This window comes from Roseovarius pacificus (genome assembly GCF_900142665.1).
Lineage (GTDB): Bacteria > Pseudomonadota > Alphaproteobacteria > Rhodobacterales > Rhodobacteraceae > Roseovarius > Roseovarius pacificus.
The window spans coordinates 40145-63383 of the sequence record NZ_FRBR01000012.1; the positions used below are offsets into that span (position 1 = coordinate 40145).

At 64.2% G+C, this 23239-nt stretch carries 22 protein-coding genes; 8 read left to right on the forward strand and 14 right to left on the reverse strand.

The features are described 5' to 3' along the window. Positions 1 to 4: 4 nt before the first annotated feature. Genes BUB53_RS16825 through gpmI form a run of 3 tightly spaced genes read right to left on the reverse strand, consistent with a single transcriptional unit; the run spans position 5 to position 3990 of the window. Positions 5 to 1336, reverse strand: a complete 1332-nt coding sequence (locus BUB53_RS16825) for a S41 family peptidase (protein WP_073036197.1) — start codon at positions 1334 to 1336, stop codon at positions 5 to 7. Positions 1337 to 1339: 3 nt separating this feature from the next. After that, the gene (locus BUB53_RS16830) at positions 1340 to 2476 is read right to left on the reverse strand and encodes a murein hydrolase activator EnvC family protein (protein WP_073036199.1); all 1137 of its coding nucleotides are present in this window, start codon (positions 2474 to 2476) and stop codon (positions 1340 to 1342) included. Continuing rightward, the gene (gene gpmI, locus BUB53_RS16835) at positions 2473 to 3990 is read right to left on the reverse strand and encodes a 2,3-bisphosphoglycerate-independent phosphoglycerate mutase (protein ID WP_073036202.1); all 1518 of its coding nucleotides are present in this window, start codon (positions 3988 to 3990) and stop codon (positions 2473 to 2475) included. Before gpmI ends, BUB53_RS16830 begins: the two co-directional genes overlap by 4 nt. A gap of 296 nt (positions 3991 to 4286) precedes the next feature. On the opposite strand from gpmI, the gene lepB reads away from it, so the two are divergent. The 5 genes from lepB (at position 4287) to recO (ending at position 8125) form a co-directional block, all read left to right on the forward strand. Next, entirely contained in the window at positions 4287 to 5123 is an 837-nt protein-coding gene (lepB, locus tag BUB53_RS16840) for a signal peptidase I (protein WP_073036204.1), read from the forward strand. A gap of 10 nt (positions 5124 to 5133) precedes the next feature. Beyond that, complete coding sequence (gene rnc / locus BUB53_RS16845) at positions 5134 to 5817, forward strand: ribonuclease III (protein ID WP_073036207.1); 684 nt, start codon at positions 5134 to 5136, stop codon at positions 5815 to 5817. A 161-nt stretch (positions 5818 to 5978) separates the two neighbouring features. Then, positions 5979 to 6887, forward strand: coding sequence for a GTPase Era (era, locus tag BUB53_RS16850; protein WP_073036209.1), 909 nt, complete (start codon positions 5979 to 5981; stop codon positions 6885 to 6887). Positions 6888 to 6889: 2 nt separating this feature from the next. Further along, complete coding sequence (locus BUB53_RS16855) at positions 6890 to 7222, forward strand: DUF1491 family protein (RefSeq protein ID WP_073036210.1); 333 nt, start codon at positions 6890 to 6892, stop codon at positions 7220 to 7222. Positions 7223 to 7366: 144 nt separating this feature from the next. Further along, positions 7367 to 8125 carry a DNA repair protein RecO gene (recO, locus tag BUB53_RS16860; RefSeq protein ID WP_073036212.1) on the forward strand — a complete coding sequence of 253 codons (759 nt, stop codon included), beginning with the start codon at positions 7367 to 7369 and terminating at the stop codon, positions 8123 to 8125. Between the two features lie 32 nt (positions 8126 to 8157). On the opposite strand, the gene BUB53_RS16865 is transcribed toward recO, so the two are convergent. Together BUB53_RS16865 and BUB53_RS16870 are read right to left on the reverse strand one after the other, a co-directional pair. After that, positions 8158 to 9138 (reverse strand): GlxA family transcriptional regulator, encoded by a 981-nt coding sequence (locus BUB53_RS16865; protein WP_073036214.1) that lies wholly within the window; start codon positions 9136 to 9138, stop codon positions 8158 to 8160. Between the two features lie 172 nt (positions 9139 to 9310). Further along, positions 9311 to 9856, reverse strand: a complete 546-nt coding sequence (locus tag BUB53_RS16870; protein ID WP_073036216.1) for a TetR/AcrR family transcriptional regulator — start codon at positions 9854 to 9856, stop codon at positions 9311 to 9313. Positions 9857 to 10079: 223 nt separating this feature from the next. On the opposite strand from BUB53_RS16870, the gene BUB53_RS16875 reads away from it, so the two are divergent. Continuing rightward, positions 10080 to 12581 carry a GcvT family protein gene (locus BUB53_RS16875; protein WP_073036218.1) on the forward strand — a complete coding sequence of 834 codons (2502 nt, stop codon included), beginning with the start codon at positions 10080 to 10082 and terminating at the stop codon, positions 12579 to 12581. Positions 12582 to 12614: 33 nt separating this feature from the next. On the opposite strand, the gene BUB53_RS16880 is transcribed toward BUB53_RS16875, so the two are convergent. Continuing rightward, complete coding sequence (locus tag BUB53_RS16880; RefSeq protein ID WP_073036220.1) at positions 12615 to 13496, reverse strand: LysR family transcriptional regulator; 882 nt, start codon at positions 13494 to 13496, stop codon at positions 12615 to 12617. Positions 13497 to 13622: 126 nt separating this feature from the next. Between BUB53_RS16880 and cuyA the strand changes: the two genes are divergently transcribed. Next, positions 13623 to 14645, forward strand: coding sequence for a D-cysteate sulfo-lyase (gene cuyA / locus BUB53_RS16885; RefSeq protein WP_073036223.1), 1023 nt, complete (start codon positions 13623 to 13625; stop codon positions 14643 to 14645). Between the two features lie 62 nt (positions 14646 to 14707). Here cuyA and BUB53_RS16890 read toward each other — a convergent pair whose 3' ends face one another. The 4 genes from BUB53_RS16890 to BUB53_RS16905 all read right to left on the reverse strand — a co-directional run bounded on the left by BUB53_RS16890 (position 14708) and on the right by BUB53_RS16905 (position 17464). Further along, entirely contained in the window at positions 14708 to 15292 is a 585-nt protein-coding gene (locus BUB53_RS16890) for a DUF937 domain-containing protein (protein ID WP_073036225.1), read from the reverse strand. 126 nt (positions 15293 to 15418) lie between these two features. After that, entirely contained in the window at positions 15419 to 15760 is a 342-nt protein-coding gene (locus BUB53_RS16895) for a carboxymuconolactone decarboxylase family protein (protein WP_073036228.1), read from the reverse strand. Between the two features lie 110 nt (positions 15761 to 15870). Next, positions 15871 to 16530, reverse strand: coding sequence for a DUF938 domain-containing protein (locus tag BUB53_RS16900; protein WP_073036230.1), 660 nt, complete (start codon positions 16528 to 16530; stop codon positions 15871 to 15873). 1 nt (position 16531) lies between these two features. Next, positions 16532 to 17464 (reverse strand): aldo/keto reductase, encoded by a 933-nt coding sequence (locus BUB53_RS16905; RefSeq protein ID WP_073036232.1) that lies wholly within the window; start codon positions 17462 to 17464, stop codon positions 16532 to 16534. Between the two features lie 140 nt (positions 17465 to 17604). Here BUB53_RS16905 and BUB53_RS16910 point away from each other — a divergent pair, with 140 nt between their 5' ends. Then, positions 17605 to 18246, forward strand: a complete 642-nt coding sequence (locus tag BUB53_RS16910) for a Hint domain-containing protein (RefSeq protein WP_073036235.1) — start codon at positions 17605 to 17607, stop codon at positions 18244 to 18246. Positions 18247 to 18319: 73 nt separating this feature from the next. Here BUB53_RS16910 and BUB53_RS16915 read toward each other — a convergent pair whose 3' ends face one another. The 4 genes from BUB53_RS16915 to BUB53_RS16930 all read right to left on the reverse strand — a co-directional run bounded on the left by BUB53_RS16915 (position 18320) and on the right by BUB53_RS16930 (position 23077). Next, entirely contained in the window at positions 18320 to 19399 is a 1080-nt protein-coding gene (locus tag BUB53_RS16915) for a BMP family ABC transporter substrate-binding protein (RefSeq protein WP_073036238.1), read from the reverse strand. Between the two features lie 34 nt (positions 19400 to 19433). After that, positions 19434 to 20354 (reverse strand): ABC transporter permease, encoded by a 921-nt coding sequence (locus tag BUB53_RS16920; RefSeq protein ID WP_073036240.1) that lies wholly within the window; start codon positions 20352 to 20354, stop codon positions 19434 to 19436. Further along, complete coding sequence (locus tag BUB53_RS16925) at positions 20354 to 21442, reverse strand: ABC transporter permease (RefSeq protein WP_073036243.1); 1089 nt, start codon at positions 21440 to 21442, stop codon at positions 20354 to 20356. The genes BUB53_RS16920 and BUB53_RS16925 overlap by 1 nt, the downstream gene beginning before the upstream one ends. A gap of 114 nt (positions 21443 to 21556) precedes the next feature. Then, positions 21557 to 23077, reverse strand: a complete 1521-nt coding sequence (locus tag BUB53_RS16930) for an ABC transporter ATP-binding protein (RefSeq protein ID WP_073036246.1) — start codon at positions 23075 to 23077, stop codon at positions 21557 to 21559. Positions 23078 to 23239 lie beyond the last annotated feature (162 nt).

Below are 23239 nucleotides of genomic sequence, written 5' to 3' on the forward strand. Positions count from 1 at the left end.
GCGATTATTTTTCCGGCGCAAGGGCCGTGAGGCCGGTCAGGATATCAATGGCGTAGGCCAGTTGGTAATCCTCTTCCCGCAGCTTGGCGGTTTCGTCGGCATGGGCGCGTTCTTCTTCGATCTGACGAATCTCGTCTTCGGAGAGACTGTCATTGTCGAGACTGCCGCGCAGGTCGGCCTCGAAACGGCTGGTCGGGCCGTTATCCTCTTCCTCGGTTTCCGGTGCGCGGCGAGGTTGTTCGACGACGATATCGGGCGAAATGCCGAGGGCCTGGATCGAACGGCCCGACGGGGTATAGTAACGCGCGGTCGTCAGGCGCATGGCCCCGTCGCCGCGCAGGGGCATGACCGTCTGGACCGATCCCTTGCCGAAACTCTTGGTGCCGACGACAATCGCACGGCGGTGGTCCTGCAACGCGCCGGTCACGATTTCCGAGGCCGAGGCCGAACCGCCATTGATAAGCACGACGATCGGTTTGCCATCGGTCAGGTCGCCCGGCGTGGCGTTGAAGCGTTCGCCATCTTCGGGATTGCGGCCACGGGTGCTGACGATCTCGCCTTTTTCAAGGAACGCGTCGGTAACCTTGATCGCCTGCGTCAGCAGACCGCCGGGGTTGTTGCGCAGGTCCAGAACGATCCCGCTGACATTTTCGGCGCCGCCGGCGGCTTCGAATTGCTCGGCAAGGCCGTTTTCGAGATTCTTGAAGGTCTGGTCGTTGAAGGTGGTGACCCGCAGAACCACGGTGTTGCGCTCGGTCCGGGCGCGCACGGCCGTCAGTTTGATCGTATCGCGAATGATCGACACATCGAACGGTTTGGTCTCGCCTTCGCGTGCGATGGTGATGACGATCTCGCTGCCGACAGGGCCGCGCATCAGATCCACCGCCTCGTCCAGGGTCAGGCCGAGGACGCTTTCGCCATCGACATGGGTGATGAAATCGCCGGCTTCGACTCCGGCATTGTCTGCCGGTGTGCCGTCAATCGGCGAGACGACCTTGACGAACCCTTCTTCCTGCGTGACCTCGATCCCGAGGCCACCGAACTCGCCGCGCGTCTGAACGCGCATGTCGTCGGCGTCGTCGGGGGACATGTAGCTGGAATGGGGGTCCAGCGAGGTCAGCATGCCATTGATGGCGGCCTCGATCAGGTCGGCTGCGTCGACCTCTTCCACATACTGCGAGCGAATCCGCTCAAAGATATCGCCGAACAAGTCCAGTTGCTCGTAGACATTGACGTTTTTCGTGGCCTCTTGCGCCAGAAGCGGCGCTGCCACCTGTGTGGTCACCACGACACCGGCCAGAGTTCCGGCGGCTGCGGCCATCAGGAATTTCTTCATTGGTCAGTCATCCTTGTCTGTCCTGAACCACTCCAGCGGATCGACCGGAGCATTGTCTTCTCTGAGCTCTATATAGAGCGTTTCGGTTCGTCTGGCACCCGTCTCTGTGCCTGTGCCGGTCTGAACCACGTCATCACCGGCCCCGGCTCCGCCCATCAGCCCCACGGGGCTGCCGCCCGGCAGAACCTGTCCTGTCTCACCATAGACCACGTCCAACCCCGCCAGCACCAGTAAAATTCCGGTCTGCGGTTCCAGAATAATCACGTTTCCGTAATCCAGAAGCGGGCCGCGGTAACGTACCGTGGCGGCGGCGGGGGTGGTGACGAGTGCGCGGGGGCGGGCGGCCATGACGATTCCGGGGCGGACGATACCGGCGGCATCCTCTTCGCCCGCACGGCGCAGGATACTGCCCTGCACGGGCAGGGGCAGGTCGCCCTTGCGCCCGGCGATACCCGGCAGGCTGCCGGGAGCTTCGTCCACGGCGATCTGACTGAGGCCGCTGGCGAAACCCTCGAGGGTTTCGGTCGAAGCAATCAGCAGGGCCGTCCTGACCGGGTCTTCGGTAAAGCGGCGGGGCAGGTCGGTGCGGTCGGCGATGGCCTGGCTGAGGGCGGTACGCGCCTTTTGCGCGCCGTCGAGCCCCTCTTGCAACTTGCTGGCGGCGCTTTGTTGCAGCGCGCGCAGTACGCTGACCTCTTCCAGGGTGTCGCGCAAATCCTGAGCGCGCGCATCCAGCGCGGGGGCCACATCGGCCAGGATCATGGCCGAGCGGGCGGTGCCCACCGGCCCCGACGGATGCAGCAAGAGAACCGGGGCGGGTGTATCCCCGATGCCCATCAGGACACCTAGGAACTGCGCCACCTCATCTTCGCGCGACTGCAATTCGCGGCTGAGGGTCTGCTCACGGATCGCGGCGCGGCGCAGCCCCTCGCGCATGGCCTGAAGACCGTCTTCGTAGGCGTGGACGGTTTCGGACAGGGCCTTGACCCGGTTGCGCGCGCTTTTGGCACTGCTCAGCATTTCGCCCGCGCGGGTAAGACGGTCGGCGGCAGTCCGCGCATCGGCGGCGGGATCGGGGCTTTGGGCCAGGGCCGTGGCCGCCCACAGGCAGGACGATATGACCGCCGCCGCCAGCCTCATGCGATCAGGCTTTCTCCGGTCATTTCGCTGGGTCGCGGCAGCCCCATCAGTTCCAGCAGGGTCGGCGCCAGATCGGCCAGCCGCCCCGGTTTGAGTTGAACATCATCAGGGCCACCCACCAGAATGACCGGAACCGGGTTCAGCGTATGCGCCGTATGCGGGCCGCCCGTTTCGGGATCGACCATGACCTCGCAATTGCCATGGTCGGCGGTGACGATCATCGCACCGCCTTTTTTCTCAAGCGCGTCAATCACTTGCCCCAGCCCCTTGTCGACGGCTTCGCAGGCGGTCATGGCGGCGCGCAGATCGCCGGTATGCCCGACCATGTCGGGGTTGGCGTAGTTCACCACGATCAGATCATAGCCCTCCTCGATGGCGGCCACGAAATGTTGCGTGACCTCGTCGGCGCTCATTTCGGGCTGAAGGTCGTAGGTCGCGACCTTGGGCGAGGGGGCCATGTAGCGGTCTTCACCGGGCTCGGGGTCTTCCTTGCCGCCGTTCAGGAAAAAGGTGACATGCGGATATTTCTCGGTTTCGGCCAGATGAAATTGCCGCTTGCCGTGTTTGGCCACCCATTCGCCGAGGGTGTTGACGATTTCCCGCGCGGGAAAGACCGTGTCCATATAGGCATTGTGGGCGTCGGAATATTCCACCATCCCCAGCAGTTCCGCCCATTTCGGGCGTGTGCCCGTCTCAAAGGCGTCAAAGGCCGGATCGCCGATGGCCGACAGGATTTCACGCGCCCTGTCTGCCCGGAAATTAAGGCAGAAAAAGCCGTCCCCGTCCCTGGCGCCGGTATAGTCGCCGATTACCGTGGGGGTCACGAACTCGTCGGTTTCGGAGCGGGCATAGGCGTTGGTCACGGCGATGCGCGCGGTTCTGGCGTGGGGGGCATTAGCGTGGATCATGGCCTCGAAGGCCTCTTGCACGCGATCCCAGCGATTGTCGCGGTCCATGGCGAAATAGCGCCCGCAGACAGTGGTGATCTCGATGTTGCCGTGCAGCGCGCTTTCGAGCCGTTCCAGATAACCGCGGGCGGATTTGGGCAAGACGTCGCGCCCGTCGGTAATGGCGTGCAGCGCCACGGGCACGCCGGCATCGGCAATGACGCGGGCGGCGGCGAGAACGTGATCGAGATGCCCGTGCACCCCGCCGTCCGAGATCACCCCCATCAGATGCGCCGTGCCGCCGGTGGATTTCAGGCCAGCAATGAAATCCTGCAACGATTTGTTTTTGCTGAAACTTCCGTCCTCTATCGCAAGGTCGATCTGGCCCAGGTCCATCGCCACCACGCGGCCTGCGCCGATATTGGTATGGCCCACTTCGGAATTGCCCATCTGCCCCGAGGGCAGGCCCACATCGGGGCCATGGGTGATCAGGGTGGCGTGCGGGCAGGTGGACCAGATCCGGTCGAAATTCGGCGTGTCGGCCAGGGCGGGGGCGTTGGCGGCGGTTTGCTCGGACAGGCCCCAACCATCGAGAATGCACAAGACAACGGGGATCGGGGTGGTCATGGTCTGCTCCTGCCTGGTTGGGGGCGTTCTAGCGTTTTGCGGCGGCGGGGTGAAGCGTTGAAACGGGTCGCGTCACGCGAATCGGGGGCAAACCTTTGGTTAACAAGCGAAACCCCTGTTCGGCATCGCGTCGGTATGACGTCGGTATCGCGTCGGTACCGGGCACCGGCCGGGACAAGGTTAACAGTGCGCGCGCCCAAATGCGGGCGGAATGGCGGCAATGCCGCGCCGCCGCGGCTTGACTCCCCGACGCCTGCACCGCATGAAGCCCCCGGACGCCAAGCAGCGGAGGGCCCATGGCCAGCGAAGCCAAATCCAAAAGCGCGATCTGGGAAACCGTCAAGACGGTCTTCTGGGCCCTGGTGCTCGCGGGAATTTTCCGCACCATCTTTTTCCAGCCCTTCTGGATTCCGTCCGGGTCGATGAAGGACACGTTGCTGATCGGGGATTTCCTGTTCGTCAACAAGATGGCCTACGGCTATTCCTATGCGTCCTGCCCTTCGGTCAGGATTCCTGCACTGGGCCTCGATATCGACGCGCAGGATATTTGCGGGTTTCTGGACGGTGACAACAGCCGCCTGATGGGGGGCGAGCCCGAGCGCGGCGACATCATCGTGTTCCGCCACCCGGTTACCGGCGCGGATTTCATCAAGCGCCTGATCGGCCTCCCCGGCGACACGGTGCAGATGCGCAGCGGCGTGCTGTATCTGAATGGCGAGCCGGTCGAGGTGGAACCGGCGGGCACCTTCGAGGAAGAATTCGCCCCACAAGGGCCGATGGGTATCCGTCCGCGCTGTGAAAACGGGGTGGTCGGCATGGGCGGCACCTGCATCAAGTCGCGCTTTGTCGAAACGCTGCCAGGCGGAAGATCGCACAGTATCCTGAATATCGGCCAGCAACGATCGGACGATACAGGGGTCTATACGGTTCCCGAAGGGCATTATTTCTTCATGGGGGACAACCGTGACAATTCCACCGATTCGCGCTTTCCGCAGGCGGTGGGCGGTGTTGGCTTCGTTCCTTACGAAAACCTGATCGGGCGCGCCGGACGGGTTCTGTTTTCCTCGGCCGGGCGTTCGATGCTGTTCTTCTGGACATGGCGCAGCGACCGGTTCTTCGAGAAGCTCGACTGAGGCCGCGACGATGAAGCTGTCGGGCGAGCTGAAGGCGTTCGAGGGGCGGTTGGGCCACCGTTTCGCGCAGCCCGCGCTTCTGGTGCGGGCAGTGACGCATTCCTCGATGGCCTCGCCCACGCGCGACGACAACCAGCGGCTGGAATTCCTGGGCGACAGGGTGCTGGGGCTGGTGATGGCCGAGGCATTGCTGGAACGTGACCCGTCGGCGGAAGAGGGGCAACTGGCCCCGCGTTTCAATGCCCTTGTGCGCAAGGAAGCCTGCGCCGACGTGGCGCGCGAGATCGACCTGGGGGCCGTTCTGAAACTGGGCCGCTCCGAGATGCTGTCGGGCGGACGGCGCAAACAGGCGCTGTTGGGCGATGCGATGGAGGCGGTGATTGCCGCCGTGTATCGCGATGCGGGCTTCGAGGCGGCGAAGCAGATGGTGCTGCGCCTGTGGGGCAGCCGGATCGACAAGGTCAAGGACGATGCCCGCGACGCCAAGACCGCGTTGCAGGAATGGGCGCAGGCGCGCGGCCTGCCGCCGCCCGCCTATGTGGAAACCGCCCGGTCGGGGCCGGATCACGCGCCGAAATTCACCATCGAGGCGCGGTTGGAGAACGGCGCGTGCGAAAGCGCGCAGGCCGGCTCGAAACGTCAGGCCGAGCAGGCTGCGGCCAAGGCGCTGCTGGCGCGGGTCGAGGCGGGCTGAGGTTTTGTGAGCAAAATGTGCGCTGCGCGCGCCGGTTTGTTTGTTGAGGGGTTTCACCCCTCAAACTCCCCAGGATATTTTCGGCAAGAAGAAGAGGGGTTCTGGCGATGAGCCCGGTTTTGGGCTAGGGCAGTGGGATCGACAGACGGGAACAGCAGATCATGACCACACGCGCCGGATTCATCGCCCTGATCGGGGAGCCCAATGCGGGCAAGTCCACCTTGCTCAATCGTATGGTGGGCGCGAAGGTGAGCATCGTGACCCACAAGGTGCAGACGACGCGCGCGCGCATTCGCGGCGTGGCGTTGGAGGGGGAGAGCCAGCTGGTATTCGTCGACACGCCCGGCCTGTTCCGCCCGCGCCGTCGGCTTGACCGGGCGATGGTGGCCGCCGCCTGGGGCGGGGCCGCGGATGCCGATATCATCGTTCTGCTCGTCGAGGCGCATCGCGGCATTACCGAAGGGGTGGAGCGGATTCTGGAAGGTCTGGGCGAGGTCGGGAAGGGCCGCAAGGTGGCGCTTGCGATCAACAAGATCGACCGGGTGAAATCCGAGGTGTTGCTGGGGCTGTCGGCGGAGTTGAATGAACGGTTCGGGTTCGAGCGGACCTTCATGATTTCCGCCGAGAAGGGGCACGGGGTGGACGATCTGCGCCAGTGGCTGGCCGGTGAGTTGCCGGAGGGGCCGTGGCTTTATCCGGAGGATCAGATCGCCGATCTGCCGATGCGGATGATTGCTGCGGAGATGACCCGCGAAAAGCTGACGCTGCGGCTGCATCAGGAATTGCCCTATCAGCTGACGGTCGAGACCGAAGCCTGGGAAGAGCGCAAGGACGGGTCGGCCCGGATCGACCAGATCGTCTATGTCGCGCGGGACGGTCACAAGGGGATCATCCTTGGTAAGGGCGGCGAGACGATCAAGGCGGTCGGCAAGGCCGCGCGCGAGGAGCTGGAAGAGTTTCTTGGCCGCAAGGTGCATCTGTTTTTGCAGGTCAAGGTGCGGCCCGGATGGCTGGATGAAGCCGAGCGGTATTCCGAGATGGGGCTGGATTTCCGCGACGGGAACGACTGAACATGGCGCGGCTGACCGCGGAGTTCTGGGTGCAGGCCTATCTGGCGCGGTTGCGGCTGGCCGATATCCCGGCTTTCGTGACGGCCCATGGCGATGACACGGCGGGCGCGGTTCTGGTCAAGCTGAACACGCTGGACGGGCAGGCGCGGGTGTTTCAGCGCAGTTTCGACCTGATGAGCGGGGCGCGGCACTGGGCGGTGCTGACCGAGGGCGAGGAGTGCGCGGTGGACGAGGCGATTGCGCGGCAGCGCGGGTTCGATCCCGACCTGTGGGTGATCGAGGTCGAGGATCGGGAGGGGCGTCATTTGCTGGATCAGGAGGGGTTGAGCGACTGATCCGTTGACAGGTGTCAACATGTTGCGTGGCGCTGCGGGGCGCGGGTATCGGTGCTCCGGGGATATCGGAGATCGCACTGAGACGGGCCTTGGCTCGGGCTGCGATCTGGTGTCAGATGGCGAAAGACGGCGCAGGAGCGGTTCATGGAATGGCGCGATCAGGGGATCTTGCTGTCGGCCCGGACGCATGGCGAGACATCGGCGATCATCGAGGTGTTCACCCCCGCCCAGGGGCGGCATGCGGGAGTCGTGCGCGGGGGTACGTCGCGCAAGCTGGCGCCGGTCTTGCAGCCGGGTGCGCAGCTCGATCTGGTGTGGCGGGCGCGGCTGGAGGATCATATCGGCACGTTCACGGTGGAGCCCGTGCGCTCGCGCGCGGCGGCGTCGATGGGCGACCGCATGGCGCTTGCCGGGCTGAATGCGGTTTGCGCCTTGCTGATGTTCTGCCTGCCCGAGCGCGAGGCGCATCGGCGGCTTTACGACAAGACCGAACGGTTGCTGGACCTTCTGGGGCAGTCGGATATCTGGCCGCTGGCCTATCTCAACTGGGAACTGGCATTGCTGGAGGATATGGGGTTCGGTCTCGATCTGGGCACCTGCGCGGTGATGGGGGCGCAGGCCAATGACCTGAGCTATGTATCGCCGCGGACCGGGCGGGCGGTGTCGCGTGCCGGTGCGGGAGAGTGGGCGGATCGGCTGTTGCCGTTGCCGCCTTGTCTGCTGGGCGCGGGGCCGGCGCCGGATGCCGAGGTGCTGGAGGGGCTCAGGGTGACGGGGCATTTCCTGCACAATCGTCTGGCGCCGGAGATGGGGCACAAGCCCCTGCCTGCCGCGCGTCAGAGGTTCGTCGACCGTTTTTGCGCCATGACCGGCCTTGAGGGGGCGCATCCGGCCCGCGAATGATGCATGTCGCCCGCCCTTGGGGCGGTGGCATGTCAGGCGCCGGACCAGGGGAGTTTGCTGCCGCTCGATTCCTGCCGGGGCGTCAGGCCAAAGGCGGCACGGTAGCTTTTGGAAAAATGCGAGGGCGATTGAAAGCCGCAGGCGATGGCCACGTCGATGACGGGCAGGTTGGTCTGCATCAGCAACTGCCGCGCTTTTTCCAGCCGCAACTGGAAATAGTATTTCCTGGGAGAGGTGCTCAGGTATCTGGCAAAGAGCCGTTCCAGTTGCCGCGTGGAAAGTTCGACATACGCCGCGATTTCCTGGGGTGAAATCGGGTCTTCCAGATTGGCCTCCATCAGTTCCACGGCCTGGGCCAGTTTGAGATGCCTGATGCCGGTCTTGTTCAGGACCGAGATGCGCTGTGCGTGTTCGGTGCTGCGCGGCATGGTATAGATCATCTGGTCGGCCACCCATCCGGCCAGGTCCTCGCCGTAATCGCGGAAGATGCGGTGCAGCATCAGGTCCATCGACGCGGCCCCGCCCGCGCAGGTGAAAATCGTGCCGTCTTCGGTAAAGATGTTATCGACCAGTTTGACCTGGGCCATCATCTCGGACAGCGAGGCGTGATATTCCCAGTGTGTCGTGACCTGCTTTTCGCTGAGCAACCCGGCCTTGCCCAAGGTGTAGACCGCCGAGGAGATCGCGCCGATGGTGACACCGCGGCGTGCCTCGCGGCGCAGCCAGTTGATCACCGGAACGGTGGTGGCCTCGGCGATCCTTTCGCCCCCCACGACCACCAGCACATCATCGTGTCTGAGCGGAACCAGCCCGGCATCGCAGGGAACATGAAAGCCGTTCCATCCCACGGCGTGGGTTTCGCGCTCATGCAGGAGTTTCCAGCTATAGCAGGTGGCGTCGGGGTGGTAGCGGTTGGCATGGGCCAGCGTTTCGACCGCACAGTGAAACCCGAGTGGCGAAAACCCGTCGAGCAGCAGAAAGACATAGTTTTTCGGGGTCACGTCTTGGGACATAAGCAGGCACCGTGCAGAAACTGGCGCGCAGGGTGGCGACCGGATGGGGCATTCCGCCGCAAGATGCGACCGGGTATGCATATCATTCCTGGAAGAGATCGCGTGTCACTTTTGCGTCACGAAAAGCGACAGTCTCCGACATTTCGCCGGGGTCGCCCTGACGGTAGCGGAGTCAGCGCAGGGCCAGAACCAGATCGACAAGCGAGCCGATGGCGTCGCGGTTATGGCCGGGGCGATCCTGTTCCAGCCCCGCCATGCCGATCCCGGCGGCGCAGATGATGCGCGCCATTTCCGGGTTGCGGATGCCGGTTTCCGACAGAAGGTGCTGCGCGAGGGTCAGCCAATAGGTATCGACGCGCGCCACCGTTTGCGCCGCGCCGTCATGGCCTGCCGCCCAGGCCCGGATCGCGGGTTCGGCGGGAATGTCACGGGAAGGGTCAGCGATGATCTGTGCCAGATCGCGCAGCTTGCCGACCGGGTTTTCCTGTGCGGCAAGGGCCGCGTCGGTTTCGGCGATGACGCGGGCTTCCCATGTTTCCAGCAATGCGGCGTGGTAATCCGGGACATCCTTGAAATGCCAGTAGAACGATCCCTTGGTCGTTCCCAGCCTGCGGGCCAGCGGTTCGGCCTTCAGGGCGTCGGGGCCGCTTTGGGTCAAGGCTTCGAACCCGGCGCTCAGCCAGTCATGCCGGTCGAGTCGTTTCGCTGCGGCGTTCATGGCGCAAGGATACGCTCGCGTGTGTGGGCCGCGCAAGCGTGGTGTTGTCACGTGCCGTCGAGCGCCATGCCCTGCTGGCGTGTCCAAGGTGCGTAACGCCGGCATTTTGCCGTTTCATGCGGGCAAACGCGTCGGTTTTGCGCGTTCTTGTGTCGGCTGGACTCTGCGCAGGTCAACAGGCCTGATAAACAGGGATGAACCGGGTACCAAGGAGTCGCACCCCATGAAGACCAACGTCAAAGCGCTTATCGTCGGTGGCGGCGCCATCGGCACCTCGATCGCCTATCATCTGGCCAGATTCGGCTGGGACGATGTCATGCTGCTGGAGCGGGACGAACTGACGAGTGGCTCTACCTGGCACGCTGCCGGTCTGCTGCCGCTGTTCAACATGTCCTATGCGGTGACGCATATCCACGATTACTCGGTCAAGTTCTACAAGACGCTGGAAGAAGAGACCGGGCTGAACGCCGGGTTTTCCGTGGTGGGCAACCTGCGCATGGCGCAGACGCAGGAGCGTATGGACGAATACATGGTCTATGCCTCGACCGCCGAAACCGTGGGCGTGCCCTTTGAATGGCTGACCCCGGCACAGATCAAGGAGCGCTGGCCGCTGGTCAATTGCGACGATCTGAAAGGCGCGATCTATCACCCGACGGACGGCTATATCAACCCGGCGGACGTGACCATGGCGATGGCCAAGGGCGCGCGTCAGCGCGGTGTCATGATCGAGCGCAAGTGGCAGGCCGACGCCTATCACTGGAATGGCGAGGCGTGGGAAGTCACCTGCACAAAGATGGTGGAAAAGGGCGGTAATCTCGTGCCTTCGGACGAGCAGATCGTCATCACCGCCGAGCATGTGGTCACCGCCACGGGCAACCACGCGCAGCGCACCGCGCGCCTGTTAGGGATCAAGACCCCGGCGATCCCGGTCGAACACCAGTTCATCGTGACCGAACCCGACCCCGCGCTGGTGGACTACCGCAATGCGGGCAACCCCGAGCATCCGGTGCTGCGCGATGCCGACGCCAAGTGGTACGTCCGCGAAGAGCGTGGCGGCTGGATTCTGGGCCCCTATGAGCGCAACGCGCCCGCGCGGTTCGAATACGGTGTGCCCGACAGTTTCCGCGCCGATCTGTTCCCGCTGGATCTGGAGCGGATCGAAGAGGAATACATGAGCATGATCCACCGGATTCCGTCCTCGGAAACCGTGGGTTTGAAGGACGATTTCAACGGGCCGATCTGCTATACGCCCGATGGCAACCCGCTGGTTGGCCCCGCGCCGGGGCTGCGCAACATGTGGCTGGCCGAGGGGTTCAGCTTCGGGATCACCGCCGCGGGCGGCACCGGGTATTACATGGCGCAGATGATGGTCGAGGGCGAGGCCGAGATCGACATGGCATCGCTCGATCCCAAGCGGTTCGGAAGCTGGATGACCACCGAATGGTCCGCGCGCAAGGACGAAGAGGCCTATGAGCACGTCTACATCCTGCACCACCCGGACGAAGAGCGCGAGGCCTGCCGTCCGCTGCGCACCGCGCCCAGCTATGACCGTCTGAAGGCGCGTGGCGCGCAGTTCGGCGTGGTCAACGGGTTCGAGCGGCCCAACTATTACGGCCCCGTCGATGCGCCTGCGGATTTCGATCATAACGCGCGCAGCTTCCGCCGTGGCGGCTGGTGGCAATATGCCGTGGACGAGGCCAGGGCGGTGCGCGAGGGCGTGGGCCTGATCGACGCGTCGGCCTTTACCAAGCACACGGTCAAGGGGCCGGGCGCGACGGCGTTTCTGGATTGGTTCACCTGCAACAGGCTGCCCAAGGTCGGGCGTATCAACCTGACCTATGCGCTGACCAGCGCGGGCACGACCCGGACGGAATACACCATCGTGCGTCTGGCCGAGGACAGCTATTATCTCGTGTCCGCCGGTGCGTTGACCGATTACGACGGCGATTATCTGCGCAAATGCGCCGAGGACAAGGCGGCGGAGTTCGGCTATATCGCGGTCGAGGATGTGACCACGCAATGGGGCGTTTTCTCCATTGCCGGACCGAAATCGCGCGATGTTCTGAAAGAGGTCATCAAGGATGCCGAGCCCGACACCGCGCTATCGAACAAGCGTTTCCCGTGGCTGAGCCAGCGTGACATCGAACTGGGCATGTGCCCGGTGCGCGCGATCCGCGTGGCCTATACCGGCGAGCTGGGCTGGGAGTTGCATCACCCGATCGAGATGCAGAACTACCTGTTCGACCTGCTGGAAGAGGCCGGCAAGAAACACGACATGAAGCTGGTGGGCGTGCGCGCGCAGAACTGGCTGCGTCAGGAGAAATCCTATCGCGCCTTCGGCAACGAACTGGGCCGCGATGCGACGCCGCTGGAGGCCGATCTGCCGCGCTTTGTGGACCAGTCCAAGGAATTTCAGGGCAAGGATGCCATGAACGATCTGGGCGTGCGGTTCAAATGCGTGACGGTCCTGATCGACGGGCCGGACGATGCCGATCCCTGGGGGGCCGAGGCGCTCTACGATGGCGATACGCGGGTGGGTCGCCTGACATCGGGCGGGTATTCCGTGGCGTTCGGCAAGTCCATCGGCATGGGCTATGTCAGCCCCGACAAGGCCGAGCCGGGCACGAAGCTGAAGGTGAAGATCCTCAACGAACTTTGGGATGCCGAAGTGACCGAGGACAGCCCTTATGATCCGAAGAACGAAGTGATCCGGGTCGACGGGTAAAACGGATGAGGCCGGGCCAAGTGCCCGGCCTTTTCAATCGGGCGCGTGTAGCGCATCGCGCAGGATATTCCAACTGTCCAGCGCTGCGGGGCGGATGGGATCGGCCAAACGGATCATCCGCACATCCAGCATCAGGTCGGGCGTATCGAGGGACGCGCGGATCAGGCGGCCTTGCTTCAGCGCCGTGTCTGCCAATGAGAGCGGCAGCCATGCGATACCGATGCCATCAAGTGCATATTGGCAGGCGGCGAGGGTCAGGGCGGTTTCGGCCTTGCGCGTGATGTCGATACCGGCGGGCAGGCGGGAGAGAACGGCGCGCTCCAGCACCTGCCCGAGGAAGACCTCGCCGGGATAGGCGATGATTGGCCAGGACATCATGTCCGGCAGATTTACCAAATCCGGTGCACATACCGCGATCAGAGGCTCGGTGCCGATGGACATTTCGGCAAAGGCACGGCTGTCGGGGCGTGGCGGGCCGTGCGGGGAATCGTAGATCACGGCAATGTCCACCTCGCCGGTGACGAGTTGCGACAGGCACTCGTCCCGGTTGCCCGAGCGGACCCGCACCGACCGGTCGCGTGCCAGAACCTGCACCAGCCGGGGGGATATGGTGGTGGTGATCGCGTGCTGACAGGCCAGGGACACGACACGCCCCGTGCCCGACTGCCGCAGTCCGTCGCGCAGGGTGCGCAGATCGGCGGCCATGCGGCGCATCTCGTCCTCGCGGGCGCGAACATTAGGCAGGAGTTGCACGGGCTTGCGGGCGCGGTCGAACAGGGGGGTGCCGATTCCGTCCTCGATGGTGCGGATGCGGCGGGTAAAGGCCGATTGAGTCAGGTTCCGGGCCTCTGCCGCACGGGCAAAGGAGCCGGTATCGAGCACCGCAAGGATATCTTCCAGCCAATCCAGACGCATGGGATCGTGATAGGCGTCTTCGACATAACTTGCAAATCATGCATTATGAATTGCGGTATTCGCATTTGCAGCGGCCTGTTTCGCCGGGCTATGTGGTTTGTAACGCATAATAAGGAGGGTCCCCCCATGCATCTTGCCCGTTTTCCGCGCCATTTTTTGGCGCATCTTCCCACACCGCTGGAACGTCTGGACCGGCTGACTGCCGAGCTGGGCGGGCCGGAAATCTGGATCAAGCGCGACGATTGCACGGGGCTGTCCACGGGCGGGAACAAGACCCGCAAGCTGGAATTCCTGATGGCCGAGGCCGAAGCGCAGGGCGCCGACATGGTGATGACCCAAGGCGCGACACAATCAAATCACGCCCGTCAGACGGCGGCCTTTGCGGCCAAGCTGGGGGTACCGTGCCATATCCTGCTGGAGGACCGGACCGGATCGAACGATCCGAATTACAACAATAACGGCAATGTCCTGCTGGATCACCTGCACGGCGCCACCACCGAGAAATGCCCCGGCGGCGGCGACATGAATGCCGAGATGGAAGCCGTTGCCGACAAGCTGCGCGCCGATGGCAAGACGGTTTACACCATTCCGGGCGGGGGCTCGAACCCGACGGGGGCTTTGGGTTATGTGAATTGCGCGTTCGAGTTGCTTAGTCAGGTCAACGGAACGGGGCTGAAGATCGACCATATCGTGCATGCCACCGGCAGCGCGGGAACACAGGCGGGGTTGATTACCGGCCTTCAGGCGATGAATGCGCAAATTCCGCTGTTGGGCATCGGCGTGCGTGCGCCCAGGCCCAAGCAGGAGGAAAACGTCTATAACCTTGCCTGTGCCACCGCCGAGAAATTGGGCTGTGCGGGTGTGGTCAGGCGCGAAGACGTGGTGGCCAATACCGATTACGTGGGCGAAGGCTATGGCATCCCCACCGAGGGCGGGCTGGAAGCGATCCGTATGTTCGCCGAACTCGAGGCGATCCTGCTGGATCCGGTTTATTCGGCCAAGGGGGCGGCGGGCCTGATTGATTTGATCCGCAAGGGCCATTTCAAGAAAGGCGAGCGCGTGGTTTTCGTTCATACCGGCGGCGCGGCGGCGCTGTTTGGCTATGACGCCGCGTTCGATTTCGCGGATCGCTGGCGCAACGCAGGGTGATGACAGCAGAAAACGCGCGCCTGTCGGGGCGCGCGTTTTGACTCGGTGTCGCCCGGCAAGGTCTATTTCATGAACTTGCCAAGGATGTCGTCCATGGCCGATCCGTCGCCATCGGCATCCAGCATATTGGTCAGCATCGACAGGTCGGGGCCAGAGCCGCCCTTGTTGCCGCCCAACAGGCCGCTGACCATGCCCATCAGCCCACCGCCGCCGGTCATCTGGTCGATCTGGCTGTCGGGCATCTGTTTTTGCAGGCCGCCCTGCGCCATCGCGGCGAGGGCAGGCAGGAATTGCGCCACGAGGCCCTGATCGACGCCCGCGCTTTCCGAGGCGGCGGCGGCCAGCCCTTCGGTGGCGGCGGAATCCCCGAGAAGGCTTTCGAGGAAAGACTGCCCCTGCGCCATGGCCTCGGGTTGGGCTGCGGCGGCGGGGTTGTCGAAATACCCGGCCTGCGCCTCGCCCTTCATGGCGCCGAGGACGGTATCGGCCTGTCCCTGCTCGGCGCGTTTCTTCGCGGCCTGTCCGATTGCGGGGGCCAGCATCTGGGTCAGCTGTTGCGCCTTGGCCTCGTCCAGACCGAACTGACCGGCCAGTTGCGCAAGGCCCTGACCGCCACCGGCCTGTTCAAGAAGCTTCATGATCGACATGTTGCAATATCCCCTCAGGTTATGTGTCCTGTCCCAGCCAATCGTAGAAAGGCCAGTAAAGTAAGGGGAAAAACCTTGCTCACTCCGCAGCGGAGATTGCGCCGCGCGCCAGGTGACGTGCCGGAATCAGCCCTGACCCGTCAATTCATCGTAGCATTCCAGTGCCTTGGCGGCATACATCATCGACGGTCCGCCGCCCATCTGGATGCACATGGCCAGAACGTCGCCGATCTCGTCACGGGTGGCGCCGGTGCGGATCAGGGCCTCGACATGCAGGGCGATGCAGGCCTCGCATTTTGTGGCCACGGCAATGCCGAGGGCGACGAACTCCTTGGTTTTGAAATCCAGCGTGCCGCCTTCCTTGACGGATTTCCCAAGCGCGCCAAACGCCTGTGCGGTGTCGGGGATTGTCTTGTTCAGCGCCCGCAACTGTTGGCGGGTGTCGTTGAGTTTGTCGTTCCAGCTCATATTCGCGCTCCGATATGTGTGTCGGAGTTGTCGTATCATGATCCCATGTCAGGACTTTGATGCAGATCAGGCCGGCGCATAAGGCAGGACCGTTTTTTTGCGCTGCGCGATCAGAAGGGGCGGTGTGCGACGATACCCAGGTTGTTCGCGGGCATCTCCACCACGTCGATCAGGTCGAGCCCGGCCTCGTGCAACCAGTCGATCACCTCGAAATCGTCCTTGTAGCCGATTTCGGGGTCCTGGGCGCGCAGGCTGGCGTTGAAACAGGCGTCGCCGTCCGAGGTGGCCTCGCCATCGCGCAGGAACGGCCCGTAAAGGACGAAACGCCCTTGTGGGGCAAGCGCCTGCGCGGCCTCGGCGATCAGCGTGCGGGCCTCGGGGGTGCTGATCAGATGCAAGAGGTTGACCAGCAGGATCAGATCGTAGCCTTGATGCGCGGCACCCCAGCCGGGGGCGGTAGCGTCCAGTTCGATGGCGGGGCGCAGGTTGGGGGCGCCTGACACGGCGGCCCATGCGTCGATGCTGGCGCGGCGGGTGGCGTCGATCTCGGAGGGTTGCCAGTCAAGGCCGGGCAGGGCGGCGGCAAATTGCACCGCGTGCTGTCCGGTGCCCGCCGCCAATTCCAGAACACGGCCAGTTTCGGGGCCGTGATGGCGCAGCAGGTCGAGGATGGGCGCGGCGTTGCGTTCCGCCGAAGGTGCGTGCAGGCGGCCATCTTCGCCGGAGGTGGCGGTCGAGGCGCTGTCGGGCAGGTCGAGGCGACGGGGCATGTCAGGCCTCTTCCAGACGGTCGGTGGCCGGGGGCGGCGCGGGGCTGAGCGCGGCAAGGCGATCATATAACGCCGCATCCATATCATAGGCGATCGCGTCGAGCGACGGTTGTAACTGTTCAAGCGAGCGCGCCGACAGGATCGGCATCGGGTGTGCCGGGTGGCGCGCGACCCATGCGGCGGCCAGCGTGGCGGGGTGGGTGCCCAGATCGGCGGCGATCTGCGACAGGTCCCGCGCGGCCTGATGCATCCAGTCCTGCCCGTAGCGCGTGGCGTAGCGATCGTTCTCGGTCAGGCGTCCGGTTTCGCCTTGAGCGTATTTGCCGGTCAGAAGCCCACCGGCAAGCGGTGAATACGGGGCGATGGCGATGCCTTCGCTGGCGCACATGGGCAGGATTTCGACCTCGGCCTGACGTTTGACGAGGTTGTACATCGGTTGCAGGATCGCCGGAGACAGGGAGAATTCCGCACCAAGGCACGCGGCTTTCATCACTTGCCATGCGGCGATGTTGGACAGGCCCATATGGGTGATCCTGCCCTGATCGCGCAGGCTGGCGAAGGTTTCCAGCGTTTCGCGCAGGTCCGTATCGGGGTCGAACCGGTGCAGGTAGAGGATATCGACATGATCCATTCCCAGCCGTTTGCGCGAAACGTCGAACTGAGCCAGCAGGTTGTCGCGCCCCGCGCCGCCGACATAGCCGACCTTGGTGGCGATGATCAGCCGTTCGCGCATCGGAGCGGCGAAGCGGCCCAGCATCTCTTCGGCGGCACCGTCGGTATAAAGATTGGCGGTGTCGAAATGGGTGATGCCCGCCGCGATGCAGGCATCGAACATGGCGCGGCTGGCGGTCTCGTCGGCGGTGCCGCCGAACTGCATGGTGCCAAAGGCGAAGCGGCTGGCGGGGGTGCCATCGGGAGAGGTGAGATGTGTCATGCGGGGAAAGTGCCACGCGGCGCGGGGATGTGGAAGGGGGCGGGTGTCGCGGTATCGCCACAATCTGTTCACACGCAAACCAAATTTCCGGCGCGGTGTTGTTGGATAATCATGAAAACAGGTCAGGAAGGACGACGATCATGAGCTATGCCGCAGCCATTCCCACACCGGCCAGAACGGATCGCAGGTATCTGACGGGAATCTGCGGCGAGGCCAATGTGCGCACCCCCCTGGGGCCACGCCGGATCGAGATGCTGCATCCCGGCGACATGATCGTTACCCGCGACAACGGCCTGCAGCCGATCCGCATGATCTGGACCCGGACGGTGACCGCCGCGCAAATGCGGGAGAGGCCGGAACTGGCCCCGATCCGGCTGAAGCCGCGCGCCGTGGGGCCGATGATGCCCTCGCGTGATTTGCGGATCGCCTCGGGGCACCGGGCGTTGATTCCGGGCTATCGGATTTCCGGGGTCGCCGACGATCAGCCCTGCCTGATGCGGATCGACGGGGTTGCGGTGGCCAGCGACGCGGCGTTTGCGGATATGGGGGCGGATGCGGTGACGTTCTACAATCTGGTCTTCGACAGCCACGAGGTTTTCAGCGCCGAAGGCCTGCCGGTGGAAAGTTATCGGCCATCGCCCAAGGCACTGGTGCAGTTGGATATCTCGACGCGCGAGGCGCTGCTGGAGCATTTTCCGAATCTCGCGCGGCGGCGTTGCCCCTATCCGGTGACGCCACACCCGACGGCGCGGGCACGGGCCTATTGCGTCGATGTGATCTGAAAATCCTGAACGGTATGTAAAATGACCCCCGCCATTGGCGGGGGCCGGACTTGTGCGGAAGCGGAGGTGCCGTTTACTGCGGAATCTCGGCATCCAGACCTTCGACATAGAAATTCATGCCCAGCAGGGTGCCGTCATCGGCGGTTTCACCTTCGGCCAGCCAGTCCGAGCCGTCCTGCTTCTTCAGCGGGCCGGTGAAGGGATGATACTCGCCCGCGGCGATGGAGGCCTTGAGCGCAAGCGCCTCTTCCTTGACGTCTGCCGGAACCGCGTCGGTGATTTCACCGATGCCGACCATGCCGGGGCCGATGCCGTCCCATGTCTGCTGGCTTTCCCATGTGCCGTCGATCACCGCCTGGGTGCGGGCGATGTAATAGGGTTTCCAGTTGTCGATGATCGAGCTGACGCGTGGGCTGGGTTTGTATTCGGCCATGTCCGAAGCCTGCCCGAAGCTGATCACGTTGCCCGCCTTCTCGGCTGCCGCCTGCGGCGCGGTCGAATCGGTGTGTTGCAGGATCACGTCGGCGCCCTGTTCGATCAGGGCGGTGGCGGCGTCGGCCTCTTTCGCGGGGTCGAACCATGTGTAGGCCCAGATGATCTTGAACTGCACGTCCGGGTTGGCCTTGCGCGCGTGGATGAAGGCCGAATTGATGCCGCGAATGACCTCGGGGATCGGGTAGGAGGCGATGTAGCCGACGATATTCGATTCAGTCATCTTGCCCGCGATATGGCCCTGAATGGCGCGGCCTTCGTAGAACCGTGCGGAATAGGTCGAGACATTGGGGGCGGTCTTGAAGCCGGTGGCGTGTTCGAATTTCACGTTCGGGAACTTCTTGGCGACGTTGATCGTCGGTTCCATGAAGCCGAAGGAGGTGGTGAAGATCAGATCGGCCCCGTTCAGCGCCATCTGCGTGATCGCGCGGGTGGCGTCGGCCCCTTCGGGGACGCTTTCCTGATAGACGGTTTCGACCCGATCGCCGAAATGCTCTTCAACAGCCAGACGGCCCTGATCGTGTTCATAGGTCCAGCCGCCATCGCCGATGGGGCCGACATAGATAAAGCCGACCTTGGTTTTGTCGTCCTGCGCCACAGCGGCTGTGGTCCCGAGGCCAAGCGCCATGACGGCGCCGGTCAGGATGGATTTGAGGGTCATGTAAGGTACTCCCTGTGGTTGGATTGGCAGCGCCTCATTGCGAGGCATGGAAGATGCGGCCCAAAGAAGCGGGCGCGCGCGATTTGTCGGCGGACATGATGACCAGAACCACGATGGTGATCAGGTAGGGGGACATCGACAGGTATTCGACCGGGATCGCCACGCCCGCCGCCTGAAGGTTGAGTTGCAAAACGCTCACCCCGCCGAACAGCCACGCGCCCAGCAATACGCGGCCCGCTTTCCAACTGGCGAAGACGACCAGCGCCAGCGCGATCCAGCCCGCCCCGGCGGTCATGCCTTCGGTCCATTGCGGGACGCGCACGAGGCTGAGATAGGCGCCGCCCAGACCGGCGCAGGCTCCGCCGAAGGCGATGGCCAGAACACGCACGCGCACCACCTTGTAACCAAGCGCGTGGGCGGCGTCGTGATTTTCGCCCACCGCGCGCAGGATCAGGCCCGCGCGACTGTATTTCAGCATCGCCCAGACCACGGCCACCAGCGCCAGAGCGACGTAAACCATCAGGTCGTGGGAAAACAGGATCGGGCCCAATACGGGGATGTCGCCCAGAACGGGGATATCCAGCCGCGCCGTGGGCGGCGGTTTCACCCCGACATAGCCCTGACCCAGCAAGGCGCTGAGCCCGAGCCCGAACAGCGTCAGCGCCAGCCCCGATGCGACGTGGTTGGCCAGCGCGACCTGTGTCAGCAGGGCAAAGAGCAGCGACAGAACCGCGCCACCCGCCGCCCCGGCGACAAAACCTGTGGCGGGCGAGCCGGTGCCGACCGCGACCGCAAAGCCGCAGATTGCCCCGGTGATCATCATGCCTTCGACGCCGAGATTGAGAACGCCTGCGCGTTCGACCACCAGTTCGCCAATCGCGGCCAGCAGGATCGGGGTGGATGCGGCCATGATCGAGGCCAGCAACAGGATGGGATTGATCGAGCCGAGGTCCATCAGGCGGTCTCCGGGCGGGGGGCCAGGCGCAGGCGGTAATTGGTCAGCACATCCACCGCCAGCAGGAAGAACAGCAACATGCCCTGGAACATCTGGATCGCGGCGGCGGGCAGGCCCAGATTGCCCTGCGCGATTTCCCCGCCGATATAGGTCAGCGCCATCAACAACCCCGCCAGCGCGATGCCGACCGGGTGCAACCGGCCCAGAAAGGCGACGATGATCGCGGTGAATCCATACCCGACGTTGAAATCGATACTGACCTGTCCGGCGGGGCCGGAGATTTCGAACATGCCCGCAAGCCCGGCCAGCGCCCCTGACGCTCCGAGGCAAAACAGGATCAGGCGGCCGGGGTTGACGCCAGCGAAACGCGCGGCGCGCGGGGCTTCGCCACTCAGCCGGATCTGGTAGCCCAGAACATGGCGGCCCAAGAGGATATAGGCCAGGATCACGGCGACAGTTGCCGCGACCACGCCCCAGTGCAACCCGCTGGCCGCGATCAGGTCGGCGTTATGGGCCGCCGGATACTCTTGCAGGTTGCGGCTTCCGGGGAAGCCCATGCCGTCGGGGTTTTTCATCGGCCCCAAGGCCATGGCGGCCAGTAGCTGCTCGGCCACATAGACCAGCATCAGCGAGACAAGGATTTCATTGGTGCCAAAGCGCAGCTTCAGCAAGGCGGGGATCATGCCCCAGGCCCAGCCCCCCAGTGCCCCGGCCATGATCATCAGCGGGAAGACAACCCATGCGTCCAGTGGGTAGAAGGCCAAGGCCACGCCCGCGCCGGACAAAGCGCCGACGATGTACTGCCCTTCGGCCCCGATGTTCCACACACCCGCCCGAAACCCGAGGCTGAGGCCGATGGCGATCAGGATCAGCGGCGCGCCTTTGATCAGAAGTTGCGGGCGGTAGTAAAAGGCGAATTCGCCAAACAGCGGCTCCCAGAAGATGGTGGATATGGCCTCGACCGGGTTCTTGCCCAGAAGCGCGAACAGCGCGCCACCGGCCAGCATGGTGATGACCACCGCCAGAAGGGGGGACAGGTCGGTCCAGCGGCGCGAGGGCTGCGGGCGTTTTTCGAGATGCAGCCTCATGGGTGGCGGGCTCGTTTGCGACTGGCCGGGCAGGGGGGCACCGCCCCCGTCGCGCAGGGCGCGATGCCCCCGGAGTTTTTCGGGACCGATGAAGGGGGGATCATGTTCGCCATGTCAGCCATGCGCCACCTCCATGTCATGCGCGCCGCCCATCATCAGGCCGATCTGATCGAGGCTCAGTTCGGCGGTGGGACGGATATCCGACAGGCGGCCTTCGTTCAGCGCGCCGAAACGATCCGAGATTTCCAGCAATTCGTCGAGATCCTGGCTGATGCAAAGGATCGCGGCACCGCCTGCGGCAAGGTCCAGAATGGCCTGACGGATCGCGGCGGCGGCGGCGGCATCGACGCCCCATGTGGGTTGGTTGACGATCAGCACCTCGGGGTCTTGCAGCACCTCGCGCCCGATGACGAATTTTTGCAGGTTGCCGCCCGACAATGCCCTTGCCGCCGTCTCGGGGCCGGGCGTGCGCACATCGAAACGGTCGATGATCTGTTCGGCGAAGGCGCGCGTTGCCGGCCAGCGGATGAACCCGCGCGCCAGCAGTCCGCGCCGCTGTGCGCCGGTCAGCAGGGCGTTTTCGGTCAGGCTCATGTTCGGGGCGGCGGCGTGGCCAAGGCGCTCCTCGGGGGCGGTCAGCAGGCCCATGTCGCGCCGCGCCGCGGGTGAGAGGCGGCCAATCGCCTGCCCCTTGAGGCGGATCGCGCCGGGGGCGCTGCGCAACTCGCCCGACAGGGCGGCCAGCAACTCGTCCTGCCCGTTGCCCGCAACCCCGCCGATGCCCAGGATTTCGCCCCTGGCCACGGTCAGGTGAACGTTCTTGAGCGCGGTGCCGAAAGGGCTGGGAGAGGCCACCGAAAGCCCGGAAATATCAAGCATCACCTCGCCGGTGCCATCGCGGGGGGCGCGTGCCGGGGCATCGAAACTGGCCCCGACCATGATCTGCGCCATGTCACGCGCCGAGGTTTCGGCCGGAATGCAGGTGCCCACGTTGCGCCCGTGCCGCAGGATCGTCGCGCGGTCGCAAAGCGTGCGGATTTCTTCCAGCTTGTGGGAGATATAGAGGATCGCCACCCCTTCGGATGTCAGCTTGCGCAGGGTCTGGAACAGGATGTCCACCTCCTGCGGGGTCAGCACGCTTGTGGGCTCGTCCATGATCAACAGGCGCGGGTCCTGCAACAGGCAGCGCACGATCTCGACCCGCTGGCGTTCACCCGCCGAAAGATCGCCCACCGCGCGATGCGGGTCCAGCGGCAGGCCGTAGGTTTCGCTGACCTCGCGGATGCGGCGCGCCAGATCGCGCATCGGCGGCGGGGTTTCCATGCCGAGGGCGATGTTTTCCGACACGCTGAGCGCGTCGAACAGCGAAAAATGCTGAAACACCATCGCCACACCGGCGGCGCGGGCGGCACGGGGTTCGGACGGCGCATAGGGGGCGCCGCGCAGGGTCATATGGCCGCTATCGGGTTTGACCAGCCCGTAGATCATCTTGACCAGCGTGGATTTGCCTGCGCCGTTTTCCCCCAGAAGCGCGTGCACCTCGCCCGGAACGATATCGAACGAGACGTCGTCATTGGCTTTGACCCCGGGATAGGTCTTGGTCAGTCCCGAGATGGTAAGCAATGCGTCAGTCACGCGGTGATCCCCTGATGGCGCGAAGATGTGGTTGAGACCACTGACTAGCGCAGGCACGCCATGATGGGCAATGGTTCATGCGCCTTTTGCGTTGCGTCAGGTTTGGCCCTGCCCGCGTCTTGGGCAGAATATTTGGGTTCGGGCGCAAGGCATCTTCCGACC